This is a genomic window from Devosia insulae DS-56, from assembly GCF_000970465.2.
Lineage (GTDB): Bacteria > Pseudomonadota > Alphaproteobacteria > Rhizobiales > Devosiaceae > Devosia_A > Devosia_A insulae.
The window spans coordinates 104,997-129,912 of record NZ_LAJE02000363.1 but is presented as its reverse complement, the minus strand read 5'-3'; the positions used below and the strand labels follow the sequence as shown (position 1 = coordinate 129,912).

21 protein-coding genes and 1 tRNA gene are annotated in these 24,916 nt (G+C 62.2%); 6 read left to right on the top strand and 16 right to left on the bottom strand.

Annotated features, from left to right (window positions below; all coding sequences use genetic code 11):
* The first annotated feature begins 7 nt into the window (after positions 1–7).
* From VW23_RS24715 to VW23_RS29710, 6 genes are all read left to right on the top strand, one after another.
* Entirely contained in the window at positions 8–1,510 is a 1,503-nt protein-coding gene (locus VW23_RS24715) for a hypothetical protein (protein ID WP_069912139.1), read from the top strand.
* 3 nt (positions 1,511–1,513) lie between these two features.
* Complete coding sequence (locus VW23_RS24710) at positions 1,514–2,485, top strand: quinone oxidoreductase family protein (protein WP_069912138.1); 972 nt, start codon at positions 1,514–1,516, stop codon at positions 2,483–2,485.
* 30 nt (positions 2,486–2,515) lie between these two features.
* Positions 2,516–2,605: transfer RNA gene (locus tag VW23_RS24705), tRNA-Ser, on the top strand.
* A 161-nt stretch (positions 2,606–2,766) separates the two neighbouring features.
* A complete protein-coding gene (locus tag VW23_RS24700; protein ID WP_069912137.1) occupies positions 2,767–3,021 on the top strand; it encodes a GIY-YIG nuclease family protein in 255 nt (84 codons plus the stop codon).
* A 196-nt stretch (positions 3,022–3,217) separates the two neighbouring features.
* The gene (locus VW23_RS24695) at positions 3,218–3,577 is read left to right on the top strand and encodes a hypothetical protein (protein WP_069912136.1); all 360 of its coding nucleotides are present in this window, start codon (positions 3,218–3,220) and stop codon (positions 3,575–3,577) included.
* A complete protein-coding gene (locus VW23_RS29710; RefSeq protein WP_280139007.1) occupies positions 3,574–3,699 on the top strand; it encodes a hypothetical protein in 126 nt (41 codons plus the stop codon). The genes VW23_RS24695 and VW23_RS29710 overlap by 4 nt, the downstream gene beginning before the upstream one ends.
* A 27-nt stretch (positions 3,700–3,726) precedes the next feature.
* On the opposite strand, the gene wecC is transcribed toward VW23_RS29710, so the two are convergent.
* From wecC to VW23_RS24620, 16 genes are all read right to left on the bottom strand, one after another.
* Complete coding sequence (wecC, locus tag VW23_RS24690) at positions 3,727–5,052, bottom strand: UDP-N-acetyl-D-mannosamine dehydrogenase (RefSeq protein WP_069912135.1); 1,326 nt, start codon at positions 5,050–5,052, stop codon at positions 3,727–3,729.
* Positions 5,049–6,194 carry a non-hydrolyzing UDP-N-acetylglucosamine 2-epimerase gene (gene wecB, locus VW23_RS24685; RefSeq protein WP_069912134.1) on the bottom strand — a complete coding sequence of 382 codons (1,146 nt, stop codon included), beginning with the start codon at positions 6,192–6,194 and terminating at the stop codon, positions 5,049–5,051. The genes wecC and wecB overlap by 4 nt, the downstream gene beginning before the upstream one ends.
* Positions 6,191–7,381 (bottom strand): glycosyltransferase family 4 protein, encoded by a 1,191-nt coding sequence (locus VW23_RS24680; RefSeq protein WP_069912133.1) that lies wholly within the window; start codon positions 7,379–7,381, stop codon positions 6,191–6,193. The genes wecB and VW23_RS24680 overlap by 4 nt, the downstream gene beginning before the upstream one ends.
* A gap of 138 nt (positions 7,382–7,519) precedes the next feature.
* A complete protein-coding gene (locus VW23_RS24675; protein WP_201788092.1) occupies positions 7,520–9,190 on the bottom strand; it encodes a heparinase II/III family protein in 1,671 nt (556 codons plus the stop codon).
* Positions 9,191–9,208: 18 nt separating this feature from the next.
* A complete protein-coding gene (locus VW23_RS24670) occupies positions 9,209–11,347 on the bottom strand; it encodes a bi-domain-containing oxidoreductase (RefSeq protein ID WP_069912131.1) in 2,139 nt (712 codons plus the stop codon).
* A complete protein-coding gene (locus VW23_RS24665; protein ID WP_141728486.1) occupies positions 11,344–12,495 on the bottom strand; it encodes a glycosyltransferase in 1,152 nt (383 codons plus the stop codon). The genes VW23_RS24670 and VW23_RS24665 overlap by 4 nt, the downstream gene beginning before the upstream one ends.
* Positions 12,492–13,715: a hypothetical protein gene (locus tag VW23_RS24660; protein ID WP_141728485.1), complete on the bottom strand. Its 1,224-nt coding sequence runs from the start codon at positions 13,713–13,715 to the stop codon at positions 12,492–12,494. The genes VW23_RS24665 and VW23_RS24660 overlap by 4 nt, the downstream gene beginning before the upstream one ends.
* Before the next feature lie 62 nt (positions 13,716–13,777).
* Entirely contained in the window at positions 13,778–15,013 is a 1,236-nt protein-coding gene (locus VW23_RS28405) for a glycosyltransferase (RefSeq protein WP_176730482.1), read from the bottom strand.
* Entirely contained in the window at positions 15,010–16,248 is a 1,239-nt protein-coding gene (locus VW23_RS24655; RefSeq protein WP_084646448.1) for an oligosaccharide flippase family protein, read from the bottom strand. Before VW23_RS24655 ends, VW23_RS28405 begins: the two co-directional genes overlap by 4 nt.
* A gap of 93 nt (positions 16,249–16,341) precedes the next feature.
* Positions 16,342–17,127, bottom strand: a complete 786-nt coding sequence (locus VW23_RS24650; protein WP_069912127.1) for an AglZ/HisF2 family acetamidino modification protein — start codon at positions 17,125–17,127, stop codon at positions 16,342–16,344.
* Positions 17,121–17,741 carry an imidazole glycerol phosphate synthase subunit HisH gene (gene hisH, locus VW23_RS24645; protein WP_069912126.1) on the bottom strand — a complete coding sequence of 207 codons (621 nt, stop codon included), beginning with the start codon at positions 17,739–17,741 and terminating at the stop codon, positions 17,121–17,123. The genes VW23_RS24650 and hisH overlap by 7 nt, the downstream gene beginning before the upstream one ends.
* Complete coding sequence (locus VW23_RS24640; protein ID WP_084646447.1) at positions 17,738–18,889, bottom strand: N-acetyl sugar amidotransferase; 1,152 nt, start codon at positions 18,887–18,889, stop codon at positions 17,738–17,740. Before VW23_RS24640 ends, hisH begins: the two co-directional genes overlap by 4 nt.
* A gap of 73 nt (positions 18,890–18,962) precedes the next feature.
* Positions 18,963–20,282: a sugar transferase gene (locus VW23_RS24635; protein WP_084646446.1), complete on the bottom strand. Its 1,320-nt coding sequence runs from the start codon at positions 20,280–20,282 to the stop codon at positions 18,963–18,965.
* Positions 20,283–20,492: 210 nt separating this feature from the next.
* Positions 20,493–22,628: a GumC family protein gene (locus tag VW23_RS24630; RefSeq protein WP_069912124.1), complete on the bottom strand. Its 2,136-nt coding sequence runs from the start codon at positions 22,626–22,628 to the stop codon at positions 20,493–20,495.
* A gap of 90 nt (positions 22,629–22,718) precedes the next feature.
* Complete coding sequence (locus VW23_RS24625; protein ID WP_084646445.1) at positions 22,719–23,531, bottom strand: metallophosphoesterase family protein; 813 nt, start codon at positions 23,529–23,531, stop codon at positions 22,719–22,721.
* Positions 23,524–24,912 carry an O-antigen ligase family protein gene (locus tag VW23_RS24620; protein WP_176730481.1) on the bottom strand — a complete coding sequence of 463 codons (1,389 nt, stop codon included), beginning with the start codon at positions 24,910–24,912 and terminating at the stop codon, positions 23,524–23,526. Before VW23_RS24620 ends, VW23_RS24625 begins: the two co-directional genes overlap by 8 nt.
* Positions 24,913–24,916: the final 4 nt, after the last annotated feature.

The window sequence follows — 24,916 nt, the reverse complement described above, 5'->3', positions numbered from 1 at the left end:
CGACACCATGACCTCAGTCGGCAAGACGATGTTCCCGCTCGCCAACGGCATCAAGAACATCACCAATATGAAGGCCCGCTATGACCAGCTGCAGACGCAGCTGGCCAGTGGAGAGAAGGCCTCGACCCTCGCCGAGATGGGGTCGGACCGCTATTTCGACCTGGCGCTGCGCCAGCGCATGGCGCGGATGGAGGGCTACCAGCAGTCCATCTCGACGGTGAACCTCAGGCTCGAAGTGCTCGACACGGTGATGAGCCGGCTCGATACCATCGAATCCGATGCGCGCGCCGCGGCGATCTCCGGCGGCGGCGGCACCTCCGGCATCAATTTCCAGACCGCCCCGACGCTGGCCGGCTCGCGCTTCGACGAAGTGCTGACCTTGCTCAACACCGATGTCGCCGGGCGCTACATGTTCGGCGGCAACCGCACCGACGGTCAGCCGGTAGCGACGTCGTCCGAAGTGATGAACGGCGTCGGCGCCCGCGCCGGCTTCAAGCAGGTGGCGGGGGAGCGTAAACTGGCCGATCTCGGCGCCGACCATCTCGGCCGCCTCGATATCAGCCGGGTGACCGACACGGTGACGCTGGCCGAAGAGACCACCGTCTTCGGCATGAAGCTCTCCGGTGTCACCACCACCTCGGCCAACATCGCGGTGACCGCACCGGGCGGCGGCCCGCCACCGGCGCTGACGGTGCAGTTCGGCACGCCACTGCCCGGTGCCGGCGACAAGGTGCAGGTCAGTTTCACCATGCCTGACGGCACCGAGGAGCAGCTCGTCCTCGTCGCCACGACGGGTACGCCGGGCGACGGTGAGTTCCAGATCGGTGCCGATGCCGATGCGACCGCCGCCAGCTTCGAGACGGCGCTGACCGGCTCGGTCAAGCACCTCGCCGAGACCACCCTGGTCTCGGCCTCCGCCTATGCCGCGGCCGAGAACTTCTTCAACGGCCAGGGCGAGCAGGTGATGCGCGTCGATGGCCCGCCCTTCGACAGTGCCACTGGCCTCATCGCCGGGACTTCGGCCAACACCATGCTCTGGTACACCGGCGAGGACAGCGCCGATCCACGCAGCACCGTCACGGCGCGGGTGGGCGAGGGCACTACCGTCGGTTACGGCGTCCAGGCCAACGAGAGCGGCTTCATCAACCTGATCCAGACGCTCGCTGCGGTCGCGGTGCAGGATTTCCCCGACAGCGATCCCACCTCCGAGAAGCGCTACACCTCGATGATGTCGCGCAATGCCTCGCGCCTTGCCGATACCAAGGACAACCAGCCCGGTTCGCTCGCTGCCATCACCGTCGAACTCGGCCTCGCCCAGAGCACCACCGGCGCGATCGCCGAGCGGCATACCGCGCACTCCGCCCAGCTCGGAAACATGCTAGAGCAGATCGAGGCGGCTCCCACCGAGACGATCGCCATGGAAATCCTGGCGCTGAAGACGCGCCTCGAAGCGAGCTATCAGACCACGGCGCTGCTCAGCCAGCTGTCGCTGGTGAACTACATGAGGTAACCGATGAGCCGTGCCTTTGTTGTCCGTGAGTATGGTGGCCCCGAACAGCTGAAGCTGGAGAACGTCGAGGTGGGCGCACCCGGCCCGGGGCAGCTGAAGCTTCGCAACAAGGCGATCGGGCTCAACTTCGTCGACGTCTACCAGCGCACCGGCCTTTACAAGACGCCGCTGCCGTTTACCGCAGGCAACGAAGGCGCCGGCGAGGTGATCGCTGTTGGTCCTGATGTCACTGGCTTCCAGGTCGGCGACCGCGTCGCCTATCAGGGACCGGTCGGCGCCTATGCCGACGAGCGCCTGCTGCCCGCCGACAAGGCCGTGCACCTGCCTGAGGGCATCAGCTACGAAGTCGCGGCGGCGGCGCTGCTGAAAGGTGCTACCGCCTTTTACCTGCTGCACTGGACGCACGAGCTGAAGGCCGGCGAGACCATCCTGGTGCATGCCGCCGCCGGCGGTACCGGGCAGATTCTCGTGCAATGGGCCAAGGCGATCGGCGCCAGGGTGATCGGCACCGCCGGCTCGGACGAGAAATGTGAGATCGTGCGCCAGTGCGGCGCCGACCTCGCCATCAACTACAAAACCGGAGACTTCGTTGCCGGGGTGAAGGAGTTCACCGGCGGCAAGGGCGTCGACGTGGTCTATGACGGCGTCGGGCAGGCGACGTTCGAACCTTCGCTCGATTGCCTCAGGCCGCGCGGCCTGATGGTCAGTTTTGGCAATGCCTCCGGCCCGGTCTCGATGCCGCGGCTCGGTATCCTCGCCGACAAGGGCTCGCTCTACGTGACGCGACCGACCGGGGCAGGGTACTTCCGCACCGCCGAGGACATTCGCACCGCCGCCGACGCGCTGTTCAACATGATCGAGCTCGGCAGGATCAAGGTGGCGATCGACCAGACCCGCCCGCTGGCCGAAGCGGTAGCAGCGCAGCAGGCGCTCGAGGCCCGCGCCACCACCGGCTCGACGCTGCTCTTGCCGTAAGGCGCGGCTGCGGCTAAACGCGTGGCCGACGGGTAGGTGGCAGAGCGGTTGATTGCTCCGGTCTTGAAAACCGGCGAACGTGAAAGCGTTCCGGGGGTTCGAATCCCTCCCTACCCGCCACCCTGCGCCCTGTGGGCTTCGGGTGGCAGGCCACCCGGAGAACGCAGGGCGCAGGGTGATCTCCCGAAGCTGCGCAGCAGCGCAGGGAGACATGGCCCGTCTGATAGCTTATGTACTTCGGCTGAGGCCGAGCCCAACCGGTGTGCGGAGACAGGCACTCAATGTGGTCTGTTTATTTTCTTCTGCTGAGAAATGGCGACATCTACGTCGGGTCCACGAACGATCTGAAGCGCCGTTTTGCATCACATCAAGCCGGAGAGGTCCTTTCGACAAAGGCCTACATACCTGCGGTGCTGAAATCCTATGTTGCAGTCGAAACTGAGGACCATGCGCGCGAGCTTGAGAACTACTTCAAGTCCGGCTCAGGTAAGGCAGTAGCGATGAAGCGCCTCATCAGAGGGCGCATTCCGACCTAACCGCCAGTATCCCCAACGTGGCGCCCAGGTCGCATTAACCACCAAACCTATTTGTGATGTCGCTGACCTCACGCCGCTCTTGGTAGGCGGTTAAGTATCTGTTAATCTTTCTACTGCGGTGGACCATAACCAAGATTGGGGCTTGGGAATGGTAGACCTTCGGACGCAGTTTTCTGCCGTACTTCTCGCATCTTTATTGGCCGCACCCGCGCTTGCCGCGGGCGTCGCCGTTCGTCAGCTGCCGGATACGCTGGCTGCCGACCAGATGTCGCGCGCCGACCTGTTGGCCCATAAGGGATATTACCCGCAATCGTGTGCCGATCGCCGCGTCTGCACCTTCACTGGCCCGGGCGGCGAAGTCTGGGTGTGGCAGGGCTATGCCCGCGCCATGCTGATGGAAGGCAAGACGCTGCTCTTCAAGGGCAAGTGCCAGAGCGCCTGTTACCTCGCCTATCTCGAGGCGGTGAAGTTCGACGCCAAAGGCTCGCCTGGCCGCGTCGAAGTCGCCCCGGGCACCGTGTTCTACAACCACAAACCCTACCTGCTACGCCAATGAAAAGCGTGTGGAACAGGCTTGCCGACCAACTCGACCACATCCCCTCCCGCTGGGGCGTCCCGCTCCTGGTGCTGACGGGGTTGGTGTTCTGGATCGTGGCGCTGCAGGTGGTGCGGTTGTAAGTAGTCCGGTCGTAGGAGCGGGAAGAGTCACCCGGCGGCAGCCCGTACCTGCGTGACGATCTCGGCTGGTCCCCGCTGGTTGGCCTTCGCCCAAAGCCCGCGGGTGTCGATGACCACCTTGTCCGCGACAACCGACCGCGGGATGGCGCGGAACTCACGGTGATCCACCAACATGAGGATCATGTCGCTCGCTAGCCCTGCGTCCGCGTCGACCAGGGTCGTCAGTCCGGAGTGTGAGAGCTCCTCTGGCAGGCCAGTGATGTGCGGCTCGATCACTCGCAGCTCGACATTGGAGCCGATCAGTTGCAACTCCTTGGCGAGCAGGCTGACAATTTCCACCGCGGGGCTCTCGCGGAAATCGTCGACATCCGCCTTGTAACTCAGACCGAAGCAGCCGATCGTACGAATGCCCCCCGCGGCCACGCTCTCCAGCACTTTCCTGACGATCTGGCGCGGTCGTTCGCTGTTGATCCAGCGCGCCTCTCGGATCAACCGCGCTTTCTCTCCCACCTCCGAAACGATGAACCACGGATCGACCGCGATGCAATGGCCGCCGACGCCCGGACCGGGCTTCAGGATGTTGACGCGCGGGTGTAGGTTCGCCAGCGAGATCAGCTCCCACACATCGATCTGCAACTGGGCGCAGATTTCGGCCAGCTCGTTGGCGAAGGCGATGTTCACATCGCGGAACGAGTTCTCGGTGAGTTTGCAGAGCTCGGCGGTGCGGGCGTCGGACACGACGCAGTTGCCGGTAACGAACGAGCTGTAGAAAGCGCGGCAGGCCTCGCCGGCACGCTCGCTTAGCCCTCCGATCACCCGGTCATTCTCGGTCAGCTCGCGCAGGATCTGCCCGGGCAACACGCGCTCAGGGCAGTGCGCCACAAGAATATCGCCGCTGTCACCGCCCTGGCGCGAGCAGGTGAGGTCTGGCCGCAGCGTTTCGATCCAGCGCGCCACCAGCTCGGTGGTGCCCACGGGCACAGTGGATTCAAGGATTACCAATTGGCCCTGCTTGAGCACGGGAGCGATGGCGTGCACTGCGGCGTTCACATAGGTGAGATCGGGCTTGTAGCCGCCGGCGAACGGCGTCGGCACGGCGATAATGTAGACATCGCCGCTCTGCGGGGTAGTCGTGGCGACAATGCTGCCATCGGCGACGAGGGCCGCGAGGGCTTCGGGAAGGCCGGGTTCGACGATCGCGCAAAGACCTGCATTGATGCTTGCCACCAGCGTTGCGTTGACGTCGACGCCGACGACCCGTATCCCGCTTTGGGCAATCACTACAGCAGTTGGCAGGCCGATATAGCCCAGGCCAACGACGACACAAGTAAGAGCGGTCGATGTGGTGGTCATGGCTCAAATTCCTTCATCTTGCGTCCAACCAGTATGTCGGCGATGCGGCGCGAAGCTCGGCCATCGCCATAGGGATTGATGCGGCGCGCCATGCGCTCATGCGCGCCGGCCGGGGTGAACACCCGGCCCACGCGCTCTACGATGGTTCGCTGGTCCGTCCCGACCAGTTCCACCGTACCAGCCGCAACCGCTTCGGGGCGTTCCGTTACATTGCGGGTCACGAACACCGGCTTGCCCAATGCAGGCGCTTCTTCCTGGATGCCGCCGCTGTCGGTGAGGATCGCGTGGCTGCGCTTCATCAGGTAGACGAATGGCAGGTAGTCGAGCGGCTCGACCAGGTGGACATGCGGCACCCCCGCGAGGACCTGGCGCACCGGGCCCTGCACATTCGGGTTGGGGTGGATCGGGTAGACCACCTGCAGCCGATGGGTGCGGGCCAGCTCGGCAATCGCCGCGCAGATGTCGAGCAACGGCTGCCCGAAATTCTCGCGCCGATGCCCGGTCACCAATAGCAGCGGCAGGTCGGGCTCGAGATAGGAGAAGCTGTCTGCAAGTCTCTCGGCGAGCCCCGGCTCGCCCTCCACCCGATCTGCCATCATCAGCAGTGCATCGATGACAGTGTTGCCAGTGAGGTAGACCGCGTCGCGCCGAGCTCCTTCGCGCAGCAGGTTGTCGCGCGTCTCGGCCGTGGGGGTATAGAATTGGTCGGCTATGACGTCGATCAGCCGTCGGTTGACTTCCTCGGGCCATGGCTGCAGCGGGTCGCCCGATCGCAATCCGGCCTCGACGTGCCCCACCGGGATCTTTTTGTAGAACGCAGCCAGGGAAGCGGCCATCGCCGTTGCGGTGTCGCCATGCACCAGAACGCGATCCGGCCGCCAGGCGTCGAGAATGGTGGAGAGGCCGGTGAGCACTGCGGTGGTGATCTGCTCGAGCCCCTGCGCCGCCGTCATGAGGTCGAGATCGTAGTCGGGCCGCACCCCGAATAGCTCCAGCGCCTGGTCCAGCATCTGCCGGTGCTGCGCCGTGACGCAGACCCGAACTTCGAGCGCCGGCTCAGCCGCCAGCACCTTGACCAGCGGCAGCATCTTGATGGCTTCGGGGCGCGTGCCGAAGACGAGGAGGATCCTGGTGCTGTTCATGGCCGCAGAGATCCCTCGAATATTGCAGCCAGTTGAGTAGTGTTTGCCTCGCGGGAGTAGGCGTCGGTCACGGCGGCCGGGTTTCGCTCCGCGCGAGCGTCGAACTGATCGTAACCCATCATCATGTGGCGAATGGCCACGGCAAGGGTATCTTCATCGTCGGGCGTGAACCCGACATTTGCCCCCGTTGACTGAAGGATATCGCGGCCCTCGCCATTTATGCCGAAGAGGATAGGTCGCCCAACGGCCAAGTAGTCGAAGACTTTTGACGGAATGGTCAAATCGAACACCGCATCGGATTTCAGACTGATCAGCAGCACCGCGGAACGCGCCAGCTCGTCCATGGCCTTGTCTTTGGTGACCGCGGCGTGAAAGGCCACACGGTCTTCTACACCGGACTTGGCGGCAACTGCCTGGAGCTCGCTCCTGAGAGCGCCGTTTCCCAGGAACTCCAGAGTCCAGCCGTTAGCGGTGGTTTCGTTGGCGATACGCGCGAAGCCTCTGACCGTGGCATCCAGCGCTTGGGCACGCCCAAGATTGCCGGCATAAAGTATCCGCTTGCGATCTACCGCCGCAGGGGCCGTGCGTGCATGGTTGGCCGACACGCCGTTGTAGATAACCGATGTGCCGGTCGACGTACGGGATCCGATGTACGCGGCCATCCTGCTTGAGACGCAGGTGATGTGGTCGGCGCGGTCGTAGAGCCATTTTTCAAGCAGCTTGCCGACCCTGAACCCAAGTCCTGTGCTGGATAGCTGCCCAGCGGCTACCGCGGATTCCGGCCAGATGTCACGCACATCAAAGACCAGCGGGCAGCGATTGATCCGGGCCAGGAACCATCCGGTCAGGCCTGCAAACAGAGGCGGCGAGGTCGCCCAGACGACTTGTGGCCGCCAGCGCCCGAACAGCCGAGAAAACCCTATCCAAGCGCTTCGACGCATGAACGAGAGGTAGTGCGCCACGTAGCGCCAGGCGCCACCCCCTTCGGTAGAGCTGACGCGCACACGCAACACACCACGCGATCGATCACTGTCTTCATCGACCTTCGCATCTGACTTGTGGGGTTCAGTGGTGATCACCCTGACGTCGTGCCCTAGGCTGCGAAGTATCTCCGCCGTCTCGCCAATGCGAAAGGCCGCAGCAGTAATGTCGGGGGGGTAAAACTGCGACACGATCAAGATACGCACTGAACTACCGCCTCCCTTGCTTGGAATATGCGGCCGATGGCAACGGCGGCTTAAGCAACAAGGAGGCCCCATTGCAGCAGCGCGTCGCGGGAATAGGCGTTCTGCGCGGTATGTCGCCGGTAGGGGACAGGACCCGCATCAGCCCCACTCGAAAACGGTGATCAACTCCCCGGCCGGCATCGGAACGACTAGGGTGCTGGAACGCAAGTTCTGTCCGAAGCGGGGATGCCAATCGCGCTGTTCAATAGTTGCCGGCGCCGTGGAGCGCCACCGGATGGCACGTCCGGAGGCGGTGATCAATTGGTCGCCAGTGGCCGCTACGCTAGGCGCCAGATGGAAGCGCGCGATCGCCGGCACGGGCTGGCTGCCGGTGACCTGGTCGCGAATCTCGAACGCGTTGTCGGTCATCACCCAGCTGCGTCGGTGCAGCGGCTTGCCGGGCAGGCGGCGATAGCCATTATGGGCGGCTAAGACGGATGTCTCCCGGGCCGTATCGGCCACTACAGCGGCCTCGACATAGGCGCGCCGGGCCACCCGAAAGCTTGCCCACATCTCCGATGAGTCCTGGCTTGCGACCTCGACGGTGCTGTGGGCGCGTGTTGCGCGCTGCGCCTCCCGCAGTGGTCCGCGTTCGTAGGTGGAGGTGCCGCCATTGACGATGACACGCTCGTCGCCGACTGAGAGCTCGAAGGACAGGGTATCGGCGTGGGCATGGCCGGGGAGGTAGTCCGGCCCGACGGCGGCCAGGTCGAGGATCGCAGCCGCCTCGCCGCGGTCGAGGCGCACATAGCCCGAGGCGGCGAGGTGGCGAAGCCGGCCGGTCCCCGGAGGCAGTTCTGGTAGCCCAAGCCGTCGGGCATAGGCCTCGAGGTCGCTCGGCGGCGCTGCAATGCCGAAGGCGGCATCGTTGAACAGGGCGATCTCTCCATCAGGATGGGTCATTGCCGCGAGCCAGGCCCGCATCCGGCCGATGATCGCCGGCAGTGCGGCAAAGAACGGTTCCGTCCGACCATAGGCGCGGCCGGCATTACTGAGGTCCAGCAGGTCCTCGAGGATGATGGCGTGGTACATCGGCGAAAGCTCGAAATGGCCGCCATCACCGAGGATCTGCTCGGACAACTGGCGCGCATAGATTTCGAGGCCCTTGCGCAGCCAGCCTTCGGGCTCGTCGCCCTCGAAACAGAGCCCCGCCAGCACCAAAGCCTTGGCATTAGCGAGCAGGTGATTGCCGAGCAGATGCCACTCAAGGTGCGTCATCAGCCAGCGCAACTGGATGGCCAGGCTGTCCCGCCCGCCGGCCTCGGGCTGGTTGCCGGCCAGCCAGAATTTGATCCAGTTCGCAGCCCGTAGCGAGATGGGGTAGGGCTCCCAGCCGGTGCCGTTCGCCGGCGGATTCTCGGCGATCCAGCGGCTGATCAGCTGGCGCTGCAGTGTTCGGTGCTGCTCGTCGCTTGCCGAGGCGAGGTCGTCGAAATAGTGCAGGTTGTAGAGCCAGAGCCTGGTTTGCGACGGATCTTCCCACTGCGCCGCCTGGGCGATCTCGCCGTCGTGGTTGAGGAAGCGCATCCGCCAGGCTGCGTAAAGCGAGCGCTCGCGCGGGGCAGGGGCCGCCCAGGGGCCGATCACCGTCCGAACGGGAGGGGACGGCCGAGCATCGATCCTGCCCAGCTCAAGCCGTCGCCAGGCCCTACCATACACCTGCACCGGCCGCAGGCGACGAACCGTATGAAACAGCCGCAGGGCGTGAGCGCCGGACATTGTCATTGTCGAGGCGCCATCACGGGGGGCGTCGCGGAGTTGCGGGGCCATCTTCGACGGCGCGCCATTTCAGACCGTCCCTCCGGCTTCCAGCGCAATTGTCGCGCGGCTGACTTCGATCAGTTCCTCAAAAACGATGGGTGACGGCCCGCCGTTGGCAAGGGCGTCGATGAAGGCGCTGATGCAGGCGGCCTGGCCCTTGTCCTGTCGCCACAAACGCTGCCGCTTAAGGCCGGGCCAGCCGAAGCCGGTGAGGGTGCGGAAATTGTCCAGCTGCACGATCCTGCCAGCCGAGAAGACCTCTAGGCGCTCCTTGGGAAAGGCTTTGGTGCCATTAGCGAAGTAGTGGATCGTGCCGATCGAGCCGTCAGCGAAACCGAGGTCGATGCTGGCGGTATCGCCTGTGGTGGAGACCATGCGGTTGAGGCGCGCGCTGCTGATCGAGGATCCCGCCACGTGCCGGAGCAGGTCGATGAAGTGGCAGGCCTCGCCGATCAGCCGACCACCGCCTTGCTGGCGATCCTGCGTCCAATGGCTGGAGGGGATGGCTCCGGCATTGACGGTCATCACCATGGCCTTGGGCTCGCTGCCAAGGAGCTTCCGCAACTGCACGACATGTGGCGCGAAGCGGCGATTGAACCCGACCATCAGGGTCAGCGGGCTGGCGCCGGCTGCCGCGTAGGCGGCAACAACAGCCTCGAGTTCGGCAGCAGTGATAGCGAGCGGCTTTTCGACAAAGACATGCTTGCCGGCCTGCAGCGTCCGGATCACCAGATTGGCATGGCTATCGTGGCGCGTGGCGATGACCACTGCGTCAATCGTCTCGTCGGCCAGCACGGCGGCAACGTCAGTGGTCGCCGTCTCGATGCCGAACTTGCGCGCAGCGTGCATGCCGCTCACGCCGGCGCTGGAGGCAACTGCCTTCAGCCGGGCGCCGGTCGCCTGCAGCGCCGGCAACAGGATGCCGGTCGCGTAGTTGCCCGAACCGATCAGGCCGATCGTGGGGTTTCGCCCCGATCCCGACCGTGACTGCCGCTCTCGTGTCGCGACGGCGGCCGGCACCCTGACGCTTGGGCTGCGCTGAAGGTCCACCGCCTCGGTCGTTGGATAGTTCAGCAACACGCCCAGCGAAGGCTCGCTTCCGCCCACTATGCGATACGCCGCTTCCGCAGCGTCGATGGCGAAGCGGTGGGAGATCAGCGGCCTGACGTCGAGCTTTCCCTCCGCCAGCATTTGCAGCACGGCTTCGAAATTGCGTTGCTCGGTCCATCGGACATAGCCGATTGGATAGTCCAGCCCCTTGATTTCGTAGGCCGAGTCGTACCGTCCCGGACCATAGGAGCACGACACCTGGAAGGTCAGCTCCTTCTCGTAGAAATCAGCACGCGAGAGTTCGAGCCCCGTCACGCCGACCAGCACGATGCGCCCTCGTTTACGGCACATCTGCGCCGCCTGGTGGATCGGCTCGCTGCTTTTCGTAGAGGCGGTGACTATGACCCCATCGATGCCGTGGCCGCCACTCATCGCGTCGGCGCGCCGCACGGGATCGTTGCCGGCGGAGAGATCGACCGTCTCGGCCCCGAACTGCCGCGCCAGTTCCAGCCGCGCCGGGTCGAAATCCAGCCCGAGCACTCGGCAGCCATGGGCGCGCAACAGCTGCACGGTGAGGAGACCAACCAGCCCGAGGCCGGAGACGGCAAAGACCTCACCCAGCGTCGGTGCAGCCAGCCGGATGCCGTGCAGCGCGATGGCGCCGAGCACTGTGAAGGCGGCCTCCTCGTCGTCCACATTGTCGGGAATGCGCGCCGTGAGGTTGGTTGGCACACTCACTATCTCGGCGTGTTTGCCGTTTGAGGCGACACGGTCGCCCACCGCAAACCCCTGCACGTCAGTGCCGAGCTCGATGACGCGACCGACATTGCAGTAGCCTAAGGCCAAAGGCTGATCGAGCTTGCGGCTGACGGCATCGAAGGTTTCGGCGAGGCCATCAGTCCGGGCCTTCTCCAGTACGGCCTTCACTCGCTCAGGCTGCTGCATGGCTTTGCCGATGAACCCGGCCTTGCCAAACTCAACCAGCATCCGCTCAGTACCGGCTGAGACAAGGGATGTCTTCGTTCGCACTAGCAAATGTCCATGCCCCGCGCCCGGGGATGGAACCTCGGCAAGCTCAGTAACACCAGTTCGCAGGGACTGCAGGACTTGCTTCATTCGGTGTCCATTAACGCGGGGCGCCGTTTGCCCGCGGGATATGCGCGACCGACAATCATAGCGAGAGATTCACCCAACAACGTGGATTCGTCGGTCAAAGTGTAAACCGACGGCTCAATTTCACTCATGTTTCGTGACCATCTCTCAATGTCGTCTTTGGAAACTGCGTTTATCTCGCGAACATTTGTCTCGATTGAATCTCCTCCGATCTCGATTCCAATGTCGTAGGTGCGGACTGCATTGCCGTCGCCGCTGCCCCTGTACACAATCAATGGCTTGCGAAAATGACACGCTTCATAGAAGCGATTGGATCTGGCCCATCGCCAATTGCTCTCGTCCGGCCCTGGGAACGGTGAGGCCCAGATCATATCGACCTGGCCGTACAGCTGCGGAAGGTCCTGCGGTGACTTGTATTCACCGAGCCATTTGACGTTGGGCAAGCGTTCGATGCGTTTCTCAATGTCGGGCGGCTGAAACGCCATCCCGGCTACGAGAATATTCCACGTAGGCATCGAAGCTGCCAAAGCTTCCAAGATGCGCCAGGACGTAACGCATCTCAACATTCCAAAATAACCGATCGTGAAATCACCGGTCTTTCGTGGCTCAGGGCCGTCGATGCCTGGCTCTAATTTGTTCTCGATCACCAGATAGGGTGTGCCTACATGCAGGGTATTTCGATAATACTCGGTCATGAAGGCGCCGGTGGTCGACACGAGTAGAGACGCACGGTTAGCGACGATTGTCTCAAGTGCGCGTAGCGCCGAGCCCACTAGACCACGGCTTACCTGGATCTTTCTAATATCGCCAACCTCGATAACGACAGGTTTCCCAAGGAAAAGTGCGGCGATTTGCGCGAACGCTCCCAGATCCGGTCCCGAGGCATAGATCAGGTCCGCGTTACGGATGAGTCGGCGCAACTCAGGTATCGCAAACATCATCTTGACGAGGCGGGAAACGTACCGGCCATGTTCTATGTGACCCAGGAAGGTGACGTCACAGTCAGGCATTCTTCCTTGGTGATACGGTCGCGTAAATGCAGCGGCCCGCACGTCAAACCCCTCCGAACGGAGCATTGCGATGCGCTTCGAGTCCCGCGGATGGCCAATCACCGGTAGCAACGACAATACTCGAATATTTCGCTGGTTCACGGGCGTAGGTTCCCCGTGCCGGTGGGCCTTGGCTCGAAACCTTCGCCGGTCGCCACGCGTTCGGTTGGTGCAGTTCTGGCTACTGGGTGAAGCGCGTAGCCGAGGATTATCCAAAGGAAAGGATCGTAGAATTGCGCTTTCCACGAGAGGAGAGCGACTAACAGAGGGAGATACGATGGTCCCCACCGACTTGCTATGGACCAAGCAGTCAGCCCCACAACCGCTAATGTGGGGAGCAAACCAAAATAGTAAATCAGATTCGCCCAGATACCGACATCCTGCGGAGATAGGCACGCTTCGCAAAAGCGCGAGCCCATCGGCGCACCAAAAATCAATACGTCGAACACCCGCTCAAAGATCGCTCCAACCGCGGCGACCTTGTCCGTACCGGAGGTGCTTGTAAGGTCTGCTTTTACGTCTAGATAAGTCAAGGAGTCGCGGATTGTTGCATCCGGGAGACTGTAGAAGAAGATCAAGAATGCAACGCCGAATATGAGAACTAGGTAGGTTGCTCGGAATTTATTTCGAACGGTTGACTGAAATACTGCCTCAATTATTGCTCCAGCTGAGAACAGCGCGGCGCCGATTACCGCCCAAAGGGACAGGGTGACTAAAGTCGAGGCAACAATTGCGACTGTCAACGGTGAAATAATCCGCCTAAGGAGTAAGCACCGAAGAAATGTCGCCATTAACATCCACTGGGCATAAGTCCCCGGCTCGATCTGAAACCCTGAAAGGCGCGCCGCTGTACCGATCTGGTAAGCTCTTGAAGCGCTAGGAAAGATCAGTCCGTGCAGTTCCAGTATCTGGCCTTGTAAGAGAAATTGCCCCACTTGGAATATGAAGCCGCCTAAGTGGATTACGAGATAGACTGTTAGTAGGGCGATCAGGCGGTCGTCCCAATTTGGGTCGCGGAGCTGCCCAACTGCACTACCAACGGCGATTAGCGCAAAAGCGATGACAGCTCGGTCCGTGGTTTCGATCAAGTTCACCGACAAAAAGACGCAGGCGAGAATGAAAACCCACGCCACACCGTTTCCAATTGTTGCGCCGCCGATAGCAAATCGAGGCAGAAGAATAATTCCGAGGCATGCCAGCTTTATTACATAGGCCAGACCACTACCTGCCTCGCCGATCTCAAAATGTGTAGCCACAATGAAAAAGCAGATGCTTTCGACCCAAAACCAGGGGCTCCGAGCGTGCATCAGCAGCCGCTTCATCGAGTTCGGCGCTTCCAAAGAGTGCCTCTTGGTTGCGATCTCGGAACTGGAGCTTCGACTAGTCATCGAGCAGTCAGACCTCTGAGCAGGCTAGCAAAGGAAGCGCTATTCTGTGCCGCATCGCAGTATCGGTTCCAAATTTCGCGCGGGGAGCAGCGCAAGAGGAGTCCTCCCTCACCAAGCGCATTTAGTACGCGGGCGGCGAGTGCCTCTGATGCTTCGCACTGATCGGGCGGCACTAACATTCCGGACCTACCATCGATGACCACTTCGGATGTTCCGCCGACGTTGGCGGCCACTGCCGGTATGTCCGCGTTCAGTGCCTCCATGACGGAGACCGGAAGCCCTTCCGATTCGCTGAGATTTGCAAACAGGGCGACCGAGGTACGGCGGTAGAAGCTCTGGATATCTGAATTCTCGGTGGCGCCGTGCATTTTGACGGCGAGGCCGGATGGTATGTTGGCAAGTTCATTTTCCAGTAATTGAGAGTGGCCGCTGCCGAAGTGATGCCATTCAACTCGGCGCTCTTGCGCCATACTTTTCGCCAAGCGCGCGATTAGGTGAACTCGTTTGACGGGAACGATCTGGCTAACGCTCACTATGACTATGGGTTCATCTGGAGAGCGGGTTGAGGGCCGCGCTAGAGGCGGTCCAAAGTCAGGCGAACCGAGCCTGGCTACGACTTGTTCGCCGCTAGCCTTTGCGTCTGCGTGATAGGCGAAGTAGTCCTTCCCCTGTTCCGACACAAAAACGTTCAAGTCAGTGGCGGCCTGGACTTCGCGCCGGAATGGTATGTATCCGGCATTTTCCTGTCGCTCGAGGTAAAGGTCCACACCGTGGTATCGGGAGCAGGTGGCGGCGCCCTTAGCCTTGGCAAGAGGAAGGCAGAGCGCCGGGATTGCTCCCCAGTAGGAATAGACAACGAGGTCTGGCGATTTGAGCAACTCGTTAAGACCGCGGTGACGCCTCATCGCCAGGTCAAAACATGCTGCAACGATACTGCTGCGCAGTTGTGGCCAACCGAGCCTGCCTCCCTTGAAGCAGTCTGAAAGAAGCCGAGCTAGCGTCTTCCATGCAGTTGGATTTAGAAGACCCAGAACGTACAGCCATCGACCGTGCGACGCCAAGGGGCGCCAGCATTTTACGTTGCTGGGAAGCGCCCGGCGGCCGGCGGCAGCCTTCATCGGGAGTATCGTGACATCTTCAAAGGCTTGCGCTAGCGCTCGCAGCTCTGGCTCGAAGAACACCTCGTGCTGGGAGCCATAGGGATAGCGCATTGTCAAGACAAGGAGCTTCATTGGGTGGCAGCCATCTGAGTTGCCGAGGGGGCGGATGCTGCACGCAGCCAAACCACGTATGCGAGCATTACTGCCGCAACGGCAAGGCTTGATCCCAAGATCGCTTGCTCGATGCGCCCTCCCGCCAGAAAGATCACCCAAACTGATCCAATTCCGACGATATTCTGTGTCAACGACCAGCCAAATGCTGCGGGTTGTCGTTTGAGGAACGCTGGCATGAACGCCATCGCAGCGGCGATGGGCTCCATAATAATTATCGGAAATGCCGCCGCTGCGAGGGAACCCGCTGACGCCCATTCAGTACCGAACAATAGGGCGAAGATCTGTTCTCCGAGAAAAAGCAACATGACCGCAATCGGAATGGTAACAATCGCCAACAAGCTTGCTGAGTAGGTCCAGAGTTCGCGCAGCCGTGCGTGATTCCCCTTCGTCTTCGACGCTTCGGAAAAGCAGACTTGGTAGAGGGCGGTGCTGACCAGCCCGATGGTGCTGAACAGTACTTTTCGCATCAAGAAGTAGTGGCCCATCGCAGTCGGACCATAGAGGACGCCGATCGCTACTCCTTGAATCGCCACAAGCGCTTGGTGGCTCACCGCATGCGGCACAGACACTAGGGCAAAAGCACGAAAGCGCTTCGCGGCTGCCCATAGTTTCCCAATGTTTCGACCTTGAAGGGCGACTGACAATTTCGGCAGGTAACGTGCAGAAGCCCAAGCCAGTATCGCGGCCAAAACTAGATTTGCCACAAGTTCGCCCACGATCAGCGAGGATGCGCCTCGAGCCACAATCAGGGCTAGCGCCACCTGTCCCACCGTCATACAGACAGCTCGCAATACGCGACCGACGCCCATGGCGCGCAGAGCGCCAGTGCGCACTGCAGCCAATTGGAAGATTGAGGCAAGCGACGCCGAGACCGCGGCGAATCCCATCAAGGGGATAAGTTCGGCAACGGCGGGGCTAATCCATTCGACAGGCAGGCAGCACCCGCGAAGTACAAGCACGCCTACGGACAGGACAGCGGTCGCCGATACGCTTAGCAGAAGGCTCAGTGTGAGCAACGCACGCGCGCTACCATCTGAACGCGCCACAGGAATTGCGTACTCGTATCGCAATGTGAGCAGCGGGTAGACTGCCAAAACCATGGCTTGAAACGCTGAGTATCGGCCGAACTCGGCCGGACTAATCAGTCGACTGAGTAGGTAAATACCGAGGAACAAAATGGCATTTGCTGCCATGTTTGATGACAGCAACTCTAACGATGATCGAAGTCTGTTGCCGCCGGACGTCACGTGAGTGACCTCACTGTCATCGGTCCATGGTGTTTGTATTCACGATTGAACGAGCTCGTGGTGCCTACTGAGCAGTGCCTCTTTTCGCCTCCGGTCGGGATAGTTGATCAGTACCGCCCGATACTTCCCCTTGAACACGAACAGGCTTCCGGCGGCGGCGCCGATGATCGGGTGCTGGGCAAAGAGGCCGGCCATGTCGTCGAGGCTGGCGGCGCCACCGAGGATGGTCATGGGCAGGCTGGTTTCGGCGCGGCAGCGGGCAACCAAGGCGAGATCGTAGCCGGCTAGCATGCCGTCGCGATCGATATCGTTGACGATGAACTCGCCAGCTCCTGCTTCGGTGGCGAGGCGAGCTATCGCTTCGGGCGACTTGCCTGTCGCCCTTGTGCCGCTATGGGTGAAAGCCTCAAAGCTGCCGTCAGCTCGGCGCCGAACGTCGGCCACCACCGCAATGCTCTGGCTGCCGACGATCCGCGCGGCGTCTTGGATCAGCGCCGGATTGGCGATCACCGCGCTGCTCAACGCGACCTTTTCGACGCCGAGCTTGATAATCCGCTGCACCTGCTCGGGCGTGGCAACACCTCCGCCATAGGTGAGCGGCATGCGACACTCGGCGGCCAACTGGGAGATCAGGTCGTAATTGGGTTCCTGTCCGCGGACTGTGGCATCGATGTCGATAGTCAGCAGCTCGTCGACTTCCTTCTCGTTGAATATTCGCACCGCGTTGATCGGATCGCCGACATAGGTCGCGTCACGAAACTGCCGGGTTTTCACGAGGCCGCCGTTACGGAGCAGCAAGCAGGGGATGAGGCGAGGTCTCAGCACGTCAACTCCGCGAAGTTGCGAAGCAACTGCACTCCCCAGGCGTGACTCTTCTCCGGGTGGAACTGCACTCCGTAGCAGTTTTCCTGCTGCACGCCGCAGGCGAAGTCGCTTCCATACTCGGCGACGGCGAAGGTCAGCTCATTACGGCGCGGTACGACACAATAGCTATGGAGGAAGTAAAATCGGGCGTCCGCCTCGAGCCCGCGCATCAGCGGCGACGGTTGACCCGGGATTACATCGTTCCAGCCCATGTGCGGCAACACCTGCCGGCGCTCGGCAGGGCCGATACGGAAGCGTTGGACATCAGCATCAATCCAACCCAGGCCAGCCAGTTGTCCCTCTTCACTCCGGTGCGTCATCATCTGCATGCCCACGCAGATGCCGAGCACGGGTTTACGCGCAACTCGCACGGCATGGTCGAGTGGGGAACGCAGTCCAGCATTGTCGAGGGACTGCATGGCCCAGTCGAATGAACCGACGCCGGGAAGTATGATGCGCTCCGCCTGCTCGATCGCCTCCGCGGTCGCTGCAGGAGCGGCCACGATGCCAAGGCGGTCATAGATGTTCGCAATGGCCTGGATGTTCCCCAGTCCATAGTCGACAATGGCGATCATCGCTTGCCGCCCAGTTCCAGACCGAAGCTGCGCATAGCCGCCGCCCCAAGGGCATAGAGCGGCTGTTGTGACTTGTAGTCCCGGTAGCTCTTGTTGGGAGCTTCCAGATAACTGGTCAGTTCTTTCGGCGAGATACCGAGCTTGGTGGCGACATACTCAAAGTCGCGAGTCAGGGTTTCAGGATCGTGCGCGGGCATGGCGAGCGCTGCCAAGGCCTCGTCCCTCGTCATCTGACCGGTCAGAATGAGGCTCGAATATTGCACGCGTCGGGTGTCATAGCCGAACTTGGTGGGGAGCCAATAACCTTCGTAGAACCGGGTGAACCGGGACTCGAAGTGTTTCTGCGGGTAGGGCTGCCAACCGATCTGTTCGGTCAACAGTTTGATCGCATCAGCCTTGAGATAAGGCAGGTGATTCAGGGGCCTGACAACCTTGATGCCTTTGACGTAGGGCAGGTAGATCTTGTGGCGGAGAATCGAGGTGGTCGGAAAGGTCTTGAGCGGCCTTGATCCGAACCTGCGATGAATATCCCGCAGCTGCGTCTCGTCGGACTGGTAGTACATCCACTCCAGCGGATTCCGGATGCATTCGGTGGAGTAGTTTGCGCCCGTCAGAATGTACTTCACGTCATGCTGGAGTGCGAACTGGTACATGGTGGCAAAGAAGGCGTGGTCTTGCGGCGTGTCGATGTGAGGCACGCCGGCCTTGAAGAAGGCGAGCTGCAGGTCGCGCATCTCCTCCCAGTCGATGACGTGGGTGTAGAGGTCCAGATCCAGATGGTCGATCAGCTTCTCGATGTTGTTGACGGCCTCTTGCGAGTTCCAGCCGGCATCAACGTGAAAGATCAGCGGACGAAGTTTCAGCTGAATCTTGGCAACATAGGCCAGGTAGGAGCTGTCGATCCCACCGCTGACTCCGAGGATACAATCGAAATCCCGGCCCTCTCCCGCAGCTTTGATCTTCTCAACCAGCGTCGAGAGCCTTGCTTGGCCTTGCTCGCCGGTATCCCAGTTAGGGAGGATTTCAGTGTGGAAGGTACGGCAGTGATCGCACAGCCCCGTATCGTCGAAGCTGATAGCTGCGTCGGAGGTGTCCATTACGCAGTTTCTGCAGATTTGGTACGGCCGAGCCGTGTTTGGAATGCTCATGTGAACTGTTTGCTTGCCCTAAGGCATGTCGCGTCGACAAGCCCTGCGGTTAGTGGGTGAAAGCGCTTCACTTTCACTTCGACCCGAACCCTGACACCACGATCGCAACCGTTCTGAACGCGATCAGCAGGTCCAGCCAAGGGGAAAAGTTCTTGATGTAATAGAAGTCGTAGTGAAGCTTTTCGAGGGTTTGGTCGGCCCCCGTGACGTGGCCTTGGTTGACCTGGGCCCAGCCGGATATGCCTGGGCGGACAATGTTGCGATAGCCATAGAACGACAGTTGCTTGTCGTAGAATTTCGATAAGGGCGCGGTCTCCGGCCTGGGGCCGATCCAGCTCATTTCTCCCTTGAGCACGTTGAATAGCTGCGGCAGCTCGTCAATCCGGGTGCGGCGGAGGAACTTGCCCAGGCGCGTTATGCGCGGATCCGTGTCCGTGGTTACCGCAGACGCGAGCGTGTCGCCGGGCCGGCCGTCGTGATGCATGGTGCGAAACTTCAGGACCTTGAAGGGGCGCCCTCGGAACCCAATCCGCGTCTGGCGGAAAATCGCCGGCCCGGGCGACTCCAGGCGAATGACGAGGCCGACGAGCAGCAGGGCCGGGGACAGCACGATCAGCGCCACGAGTGCAAAGATCCAGTCCAGCCCCTGCTTCACCTTGAGATAGAGCGCGTCGGGGTTGAGCGAGCCGAGGGTGTTCTCGGAGAGGTGGGTGATCTCCAGCCGGCCGGTCAGCGATTCCCTGATCTGCTTGACGTGGAAGATGCGGATGCCGGCGAGAGCGCAATCGGCGATGAAGCGTTCCCAGTGCGGCTCGAGATCCTGCCTGAGATCGACGATCAGGCCGTTGAGGCGGCCCCGTGGCAGGGTGGGGGTGTCGAGCGGCAGCCACTCCACCTCGCGGATTGCGCCGAGCGTATCGACCTCGCCGCCCGGCACGATGGCGAGGCGCACCGTGCGGTAGCGGCGGTTGAGGGCGTGGGCGACAAACACCCAGACGATGGTCAGGGCGAAGCTGATGGGGAACAGGTAGCGATTGTACTCGAGGCGCAGCATCAGCAGGGCTGCCAGCGCCAACAGGAAACTCACCAACAGGGCCGGCACGCAATAGATGCTCTCTTCGACGCCGGGCAGCCGCGCCAACTGGCGCAGCCCGATCAGGCCCAGGGTGATGGCGGAGGCGGTGGCAACGATGGTGGAGATCTGCTCGGGCAGCAGCCAGCCGTCAATGTCGGTGCCCCAGCGGAACGCCACCGGCACGAGGACGCCGAACAGCAGGGCGCCGGCTATCTGCACGCGCGTGCGACCCAGCCGGCTCAGCAGCCAGTGCGGAGGCCATAGACCTCCCAGGCCTTCCTCCTGAATTTCCGCAGATTTTGCCGCATCCTGCGTCATTCATCAGTATCCCCTCAGTGAAGCAGTTCAATGCTTCTTATGTAAATTAACGCTGCGCTTGGTCTAAGAGAGTCTAAAAGTAGCTACGTTCGCTCAAGTGTCCGCCGTTGCTGCCAAAGACGTTAGTGTCGTCGCGGTCAAATTTGTCTTTGCTATGGTTGGCGGTAAGCAGACTGGAAAATCGACCGCATGAGAGAGTGGCCGTCGAACTCATGTGGCGGTGTAGTATCCGGCGTACTTGCCGGAATAGGCGGACTTGGAAATCTCCTGCTGGTTGAGCACGGCCAGAATTTCGGTCTCCGGCTTCTTGGCGCCCTGGAGCAGCGTCACCGCATGACGAACATCGTGCTGCGAAGTGCTGGCCCAACGCACTACAAACACAATAGAATCGGCGTGCTTCACAAGATACAGTCCGTCAACCACTGGTCCGACGGGCGGAGTATCAAGAACAATAATATCGAACGTGGAACGCGCCGCACTAATCAGTCGGGCGAACGTGGTACTGGAAAGCAGCGAATCTGTGGCAATGTCACTTCGACGGGCGCCGAGCACAACTTGGGCGCCGCTTTCATCATCGACAGTCATGATCGACGGCAGCGCATCTTCCTTGACCGCATGATTGAGATATTCGAGCAGGCCGGTCGACGGTTCTAGCCCGAGTTGACGGTGAATACTGGGTTTTCTGAGGTCGCAATCGATCAGCAGGGTCTTGTGGCCAGCCAGCGCATAGGCCCGAGTTATTGAGAGGGCCAGCGTGGATTTGCCTTCACTCGGCGAAGCCGACGATACCATTATGACGATGCCACCCGCTGGCCGGTGCGCCTCGCTGCGTTGCAGCGACTGATCTATGCCGACGCGGATGCGACGCACCGATTCCGCAAAGATCGAGAGCGGGCTCGACACCATGTATTCGCCGATCCCGCCATCGCCGGCGCCGGCTCGGGCCTCCTTCTGCCGGGGCACTGCCGAAATCACCGGACCGCGGAGGAAGGAGTGCAGCTGCGCTTCGCTGGTGAAGCCGCCGACGAAGTTCTCCCTGAGGAAGGCAAGGCCGATGCCGAGGCCGAGGGCGGCGAGACCGGCCAGCGTCAGGATCTGGCGCGGGTTGGGAAACGAGGGCTCGGATGGGGGCAGGGTCTGCGACACCACGCGACTGTCGGCCACCTGCAGATAAGCCTGGGCCTCGAGCTCGCGCAGGCGCGACAGCAGCGTCTGGTACTGGGTGCGGGCAATCTCGGCGTTCTGCTGCAGCTCGTAGATATTGGTCAGCACGTCGGGCGGCAGGTCGGTCGAGAGGATGCTGGTGCGCAGCTGGTTGCGGATGTCGGAAGCCTGCGACTGATAGGTGGCGACGCGCTGGCGCATGGTGGTGAGCTCGGCGGTCGTCGAGTTCTCGAGTTCGGTGTCGAGCTTGGCGACCTCGGCCCTGAGGTCGATCGATTGCTGCGAGGCGTCGACGGTGTCGGCGAGGCTGTTGACCAGCTGCTGGCGCTGCTCGGCGAGGGCCGCGATCGCCTGCGAGCCGAGATTGGCCGAGACCGCCGCCCAGTCGCGCTGCTCGAGGCTGCGCTGCACCAGTTCGGCCACCGCCGCGTCGCGGGCCCGGTTGCCCCCGACTTCCTTCAGTTGCGCACGCAAGGCGGTGAGATCGGTGCGACCGGTCTCCGCCGTGATGCTGTCGATATTGTCCTCGATGAACTTGTCGAAGGCGCCTTCCGATTGCGACACGGCAGCGCTGGCGCCGGCGATGCGGCCCTGGATGATGTCGCGCGAGGCGAGGGTGGAGCCGATCTTGGCGGCGAGCTGCACCTTGATGTAGGCGGCGGCAACCGCGTTGGCGATCCGCGCCGCCGTCGCCGGGTTGGGCGAACGGGCCTGGATGGCCAGCATGAAGGTGAGGCCGCGGCGCTGCACGGTGATACTTTCGCGCAGCTTCGCCATGACGCTCTGCAGCGCCTCGTCGCCGGTGGGCAACGTCGCCTCGGTGATGCGGAAGAAGCTCAGCACCGTGTCGCGGAACCCCAGCCGTACGCCGAACTCGGGATCGTCGATGAGGTTCTCGTCCTCGATGGTCTGCAGCAGCGTCGCTTCGGACTTCGCCAGCTCCACCTCGCTGTCGACCCTGGCGCTTTCACCCGAGCCGCCGCCCATCTGGGCATTGGGGTCGAGCAGGTCTTTCCGCGAGGGGTCGACCAGTACCAGCGTGCTCGCGGTGTAGATGGGCTTCATGGTAAACACGGCGGCCGTAGCAACCACCAGCACCGCCAGCACGGTAATCGCAATCAATCGCGCTTGCCGGCGCAGCAACCCCAGGATGCTGCGGAGATCGAAACCTTGGTCAGTCATAAATACTCAAGCACCAATTGCTGCCACCCCCTGTGGGCCCGGCCGGTGGACTATGGCGGATAGTGAACTATTGAGGCCGCCGGTATGCGCTTAACGTGCACCTGGAATGCGCGCCTGCACCGAAAAGGACTGTGGCTGATTCTCTCGGCTCAGGCGAACTGCTGACAGTCGCCCGGTAAGATACGCCCCAGTATCGACCGAAATGCGGTGATCGCCGAAGACTACGTCGGGGGTGGGCGTGTGGCCGTGCAGCACCAGCTTTTGAAACTCAGCGTAACCCGTTGCAGGCTCGTTACGAATCCACAGCAAGTCATCGGGATGCTGTTGTTCTAAAGGGGTGCCCAACCGCAGGCCGGCATGCACGAAAAGATAGTTGGGCGTCGAAAAAAGCAGCGGCAGCTGCCTCAAAAAGTCGCCGTGTTCGGCAGGAATGTGGCTGTGGATCAGGTCGCGCAGGGCCGAGCGGGAGGCGCTGGCCACCGCCGTTTCAGAAATCCCGTACGATTGCAGCGTCTCGATGCCGCCAAAACCCAGCCAGGACGAGTTGCGCGATGGCTGCTCGAGGAACTTCAGCATGGCAACCTCGTGGTTGCCGGCAATCGAGATCCGCTGGAAGTCCGGCGGCAATGGCGTGAGGAGGTGATCGAGCACGCCGGCCGATTGCGGACCGCGGTCGATATAGTCGCCCAGCATGACCAGCCATTTGGGACCCTCTCGTCCGGCCGCGTCCTCGAACAGCAGCGCCTCCAGCTGGCGCAGCAGATCGAGACAGCCATGGATGTCGCCAATGGCGTAGATGGTGCCTGGCTCCTCCGCCGCGCTGAGGGCCTCGAATTCCGCTGTCGCCTGCGGGGGGCGCGACAGTGGCAGCCGTGCGAGCAGGCGCTGCAGGTAGTTACGCATGGTCTCGCCGCTGCTCCGCCGCGCCGATGCCTGCGCCGATGGCAAGAAACACGATGGCCACGAAGACGAACGCCACCGCCTCGATCTCGAGGCTGAAATCGACGCTCGAGTGAACCGCTGCCACCACAATCACCCCGATCGCCGCGAGGCGTGGGCCGCTGGGGCGTGCGGCGAGCAGCCGGATGGCCGCCGCCACGACGATGATCAGCGGCAGGGTGCCGAAGATCAATCCAAACTCCGCCCAGAGCGCAAAGTAGGTGGAATGCGCCTTGTTCCACACCACGTCGGGGCTGACCGGGAGCTGGTGGAACAGCGGGAAGGTGCCCTCGAAAGTGCCGCCACCATAGCCGACAAGCGGGCTCGAGACGATCATCTGCCAAACCTGCCGGTAGAGATCGACGCGGACGTCGCCGGCGGTTTCGAGCGAACCGACGCGCTCCAGCAGGCCGCCCCCATTCAGGGCCAGCATGCCGATGGTCCCGAGCAGCAATACGGCGAGGATGCCCAGCCAGATGCCGGTGCCGAGGCGACGGCCGGCCAGCGCCAGCAGCGTCACCGAGAGGGCGCCGACCAGCCCGGCGACAAAGCCCATGCGCGATTGAGTGGCGACGAGCGCCGCGCCGATAACGAACAGCCCTGCGCCGATCAACGCCAGGGTTGCGACACGGCGATGGCGCTTGCGCCGGCTCTCGCCCTGTTCGAGCTGGCCGATGGCCAGCGCCACGCCGATGGCGAGGCCAAAGGTGAGATAGGTGGCGTAGCTGTTGCGATTGACGAAGGGGCCGGTGGCGATGCTCCCCGAGCCCGGGATGCCGAGCAGGGCGCCCAACTGCCCCTGCAGCACGATGCCAAGCAGGCCATAGGCGACGATGATCACGAAGATGGCGTTCAGCACCCGGTCGGCGCGCGAGTTGCGATAGCCCACCTGCCGGAACAACAGGGCCAGCAGCCCGTAGCAGGCGAACTGCAGCAGCGTCAGACTGGTGGTCGCCGGATCGAGGCTGATGCTGGATGCGCTGAGCTGAAGTCCGCGGGGCAAAACCTGGATCGGGCTGTAGCCGAGCCCGCCCAGTGGCAGCACCTGCACCACGACGAACAACAGCAGCACGATGAACAGGATCGTCACTTCCGGAAGCCGCCAGGGGCTGATGCGCAAAGCGCTGCCCCGGGCACGCAGCGAGAGGAAGTACACCAGCCCGATCACGCCGAGCACGACACCCCAGGCGGCCCAGAATGCCGGCCGATTGCTGCCGAGCGGCAGCGGCGACAGGCCAACCAGCAGCAGCAGCACCCCGCCCAGGCGGTCATTGGCATTGCCGCGGCGGGTTGGCACGGCATGCCGGCGCGTGCGCTCCATGGCTTGATCGGGCAGGGCAGTCACGTCT

Excerpts from the sequence above, each read along its gene's own strand:
- VW23_RS24715 (WP_069912139.1), top strand. The coding sequence starts at position 8 with ATGACCTCAGTCGGCAAGACGATGTTCCCGCTCGCCAACGGCATCAAG.
- VW23_RS24710 (WP_069912138.1), top strand. The coding sequence starts at position 1,514 with ATGAGCCGTGCCTTTGTTGTCCGTGAGTATGGTGGCCCCGAACAGCTG.
- VW23_RS24700 (WP_069912137.1), top strand. The coding sequence starts at position 2,767 with ATGTGGTCTGTTTATTTTCTTCTGCTGAGAAATGGCGACATCTACGTC.
- VW23_RS29710 (WP_280139007.1), top strand. The coding sequence starts at position 3,574 with ATGAAAAGCGTGTGGAACAGGCTTGCCGACCAACTCGACCACATCCCC.
- wecC (WP_069912135.1), bottom strand. The coding sequence starts at position 5,052 with ATGACCACCACATCGACCGCTCTTACTTGTGTCGTCGTTGGCCTGGGC.
- wecB (WP_069912134.1), bottom strand. The coding sequence starts at position 6,194 with ATGAACAGCACCAGGATCCTCCTCGTCTTCGGCACGCGCCCCGAAGCC.
- VW23_RS24675 (WP_201788092.1), bottom strand. The coding sequence starts at position 9,190 with ATGGCCCCGCAACTCCGCGACGCCCCCCGTGATGGCGCCTCGACAATG.
- VW23_RS24670 (WP_069912131.1), bottom strand. The coding sequence starts at position 11,347 with ATGAAGCAAGTCCTGCAGTCCCTGCGAACTGGTGTTACTGAGCTTGCC.
- VW23_RS24660 (WP_141728485.1), bottom strand. The coding sequence starts at position 13,715 with ATGAAGCGGCTGCTGATGCACGCTCGGAGCCCCTGGTTTTGGGTCGAA.
- VW23_RS28405 (WP_176730482.1), bottom strand. The coding sequence starts at position 15,013 with ATGAAGCTCCTTGTCTTGACAATGCGCTATCCCTATGGCTCCCAGCAC.
- VW23_RS24655 (WP_084646448.1), bottom strand. The coding sequence starts at position 16,248 with ATGGCAGCAAATGCCATTTTGTTCCTCGGTATTTACCTACTCAGTCGA.
- hisH (WP_069912126.1), bottom strand. The coding sequence starts at position 17,741 with ATGATCGCCATTGTCGACTATGGACTGGGGAACATCCAGGCCATTGCG.
- VW23_RS24640 (WP_084646447.1), bottom strand. The coding sequence starts at position 18,889 with ATGAGCATTCCAAACACGGCTCGGCCGTACCAAATCTGCAGAAACTGC.
- VW23_RS24635 (WP_084646446.1), bottom strand. The coding sequence starts at position 20,282 with ATGACGCAGGATGCGGCAAAATCTGCGGAAATTCAGGAGGAAGGCCTG.
- VW23_RS24630 (WP_069912124.1), bottom strand. The coding sequence starts at position 22,628 with ATGACTGACCAAGGTTTCGATCTCCGCAGCATCCTGGGGTTGCTGCGC.
- VW23_RS24625 (WP_084646445.1), bottom strand. The coding sequence starts at position 23,531 with ATGCGTAACTACCTGCAGCGCCTGCTCGCACGGCTGCCACTGTCGCGC.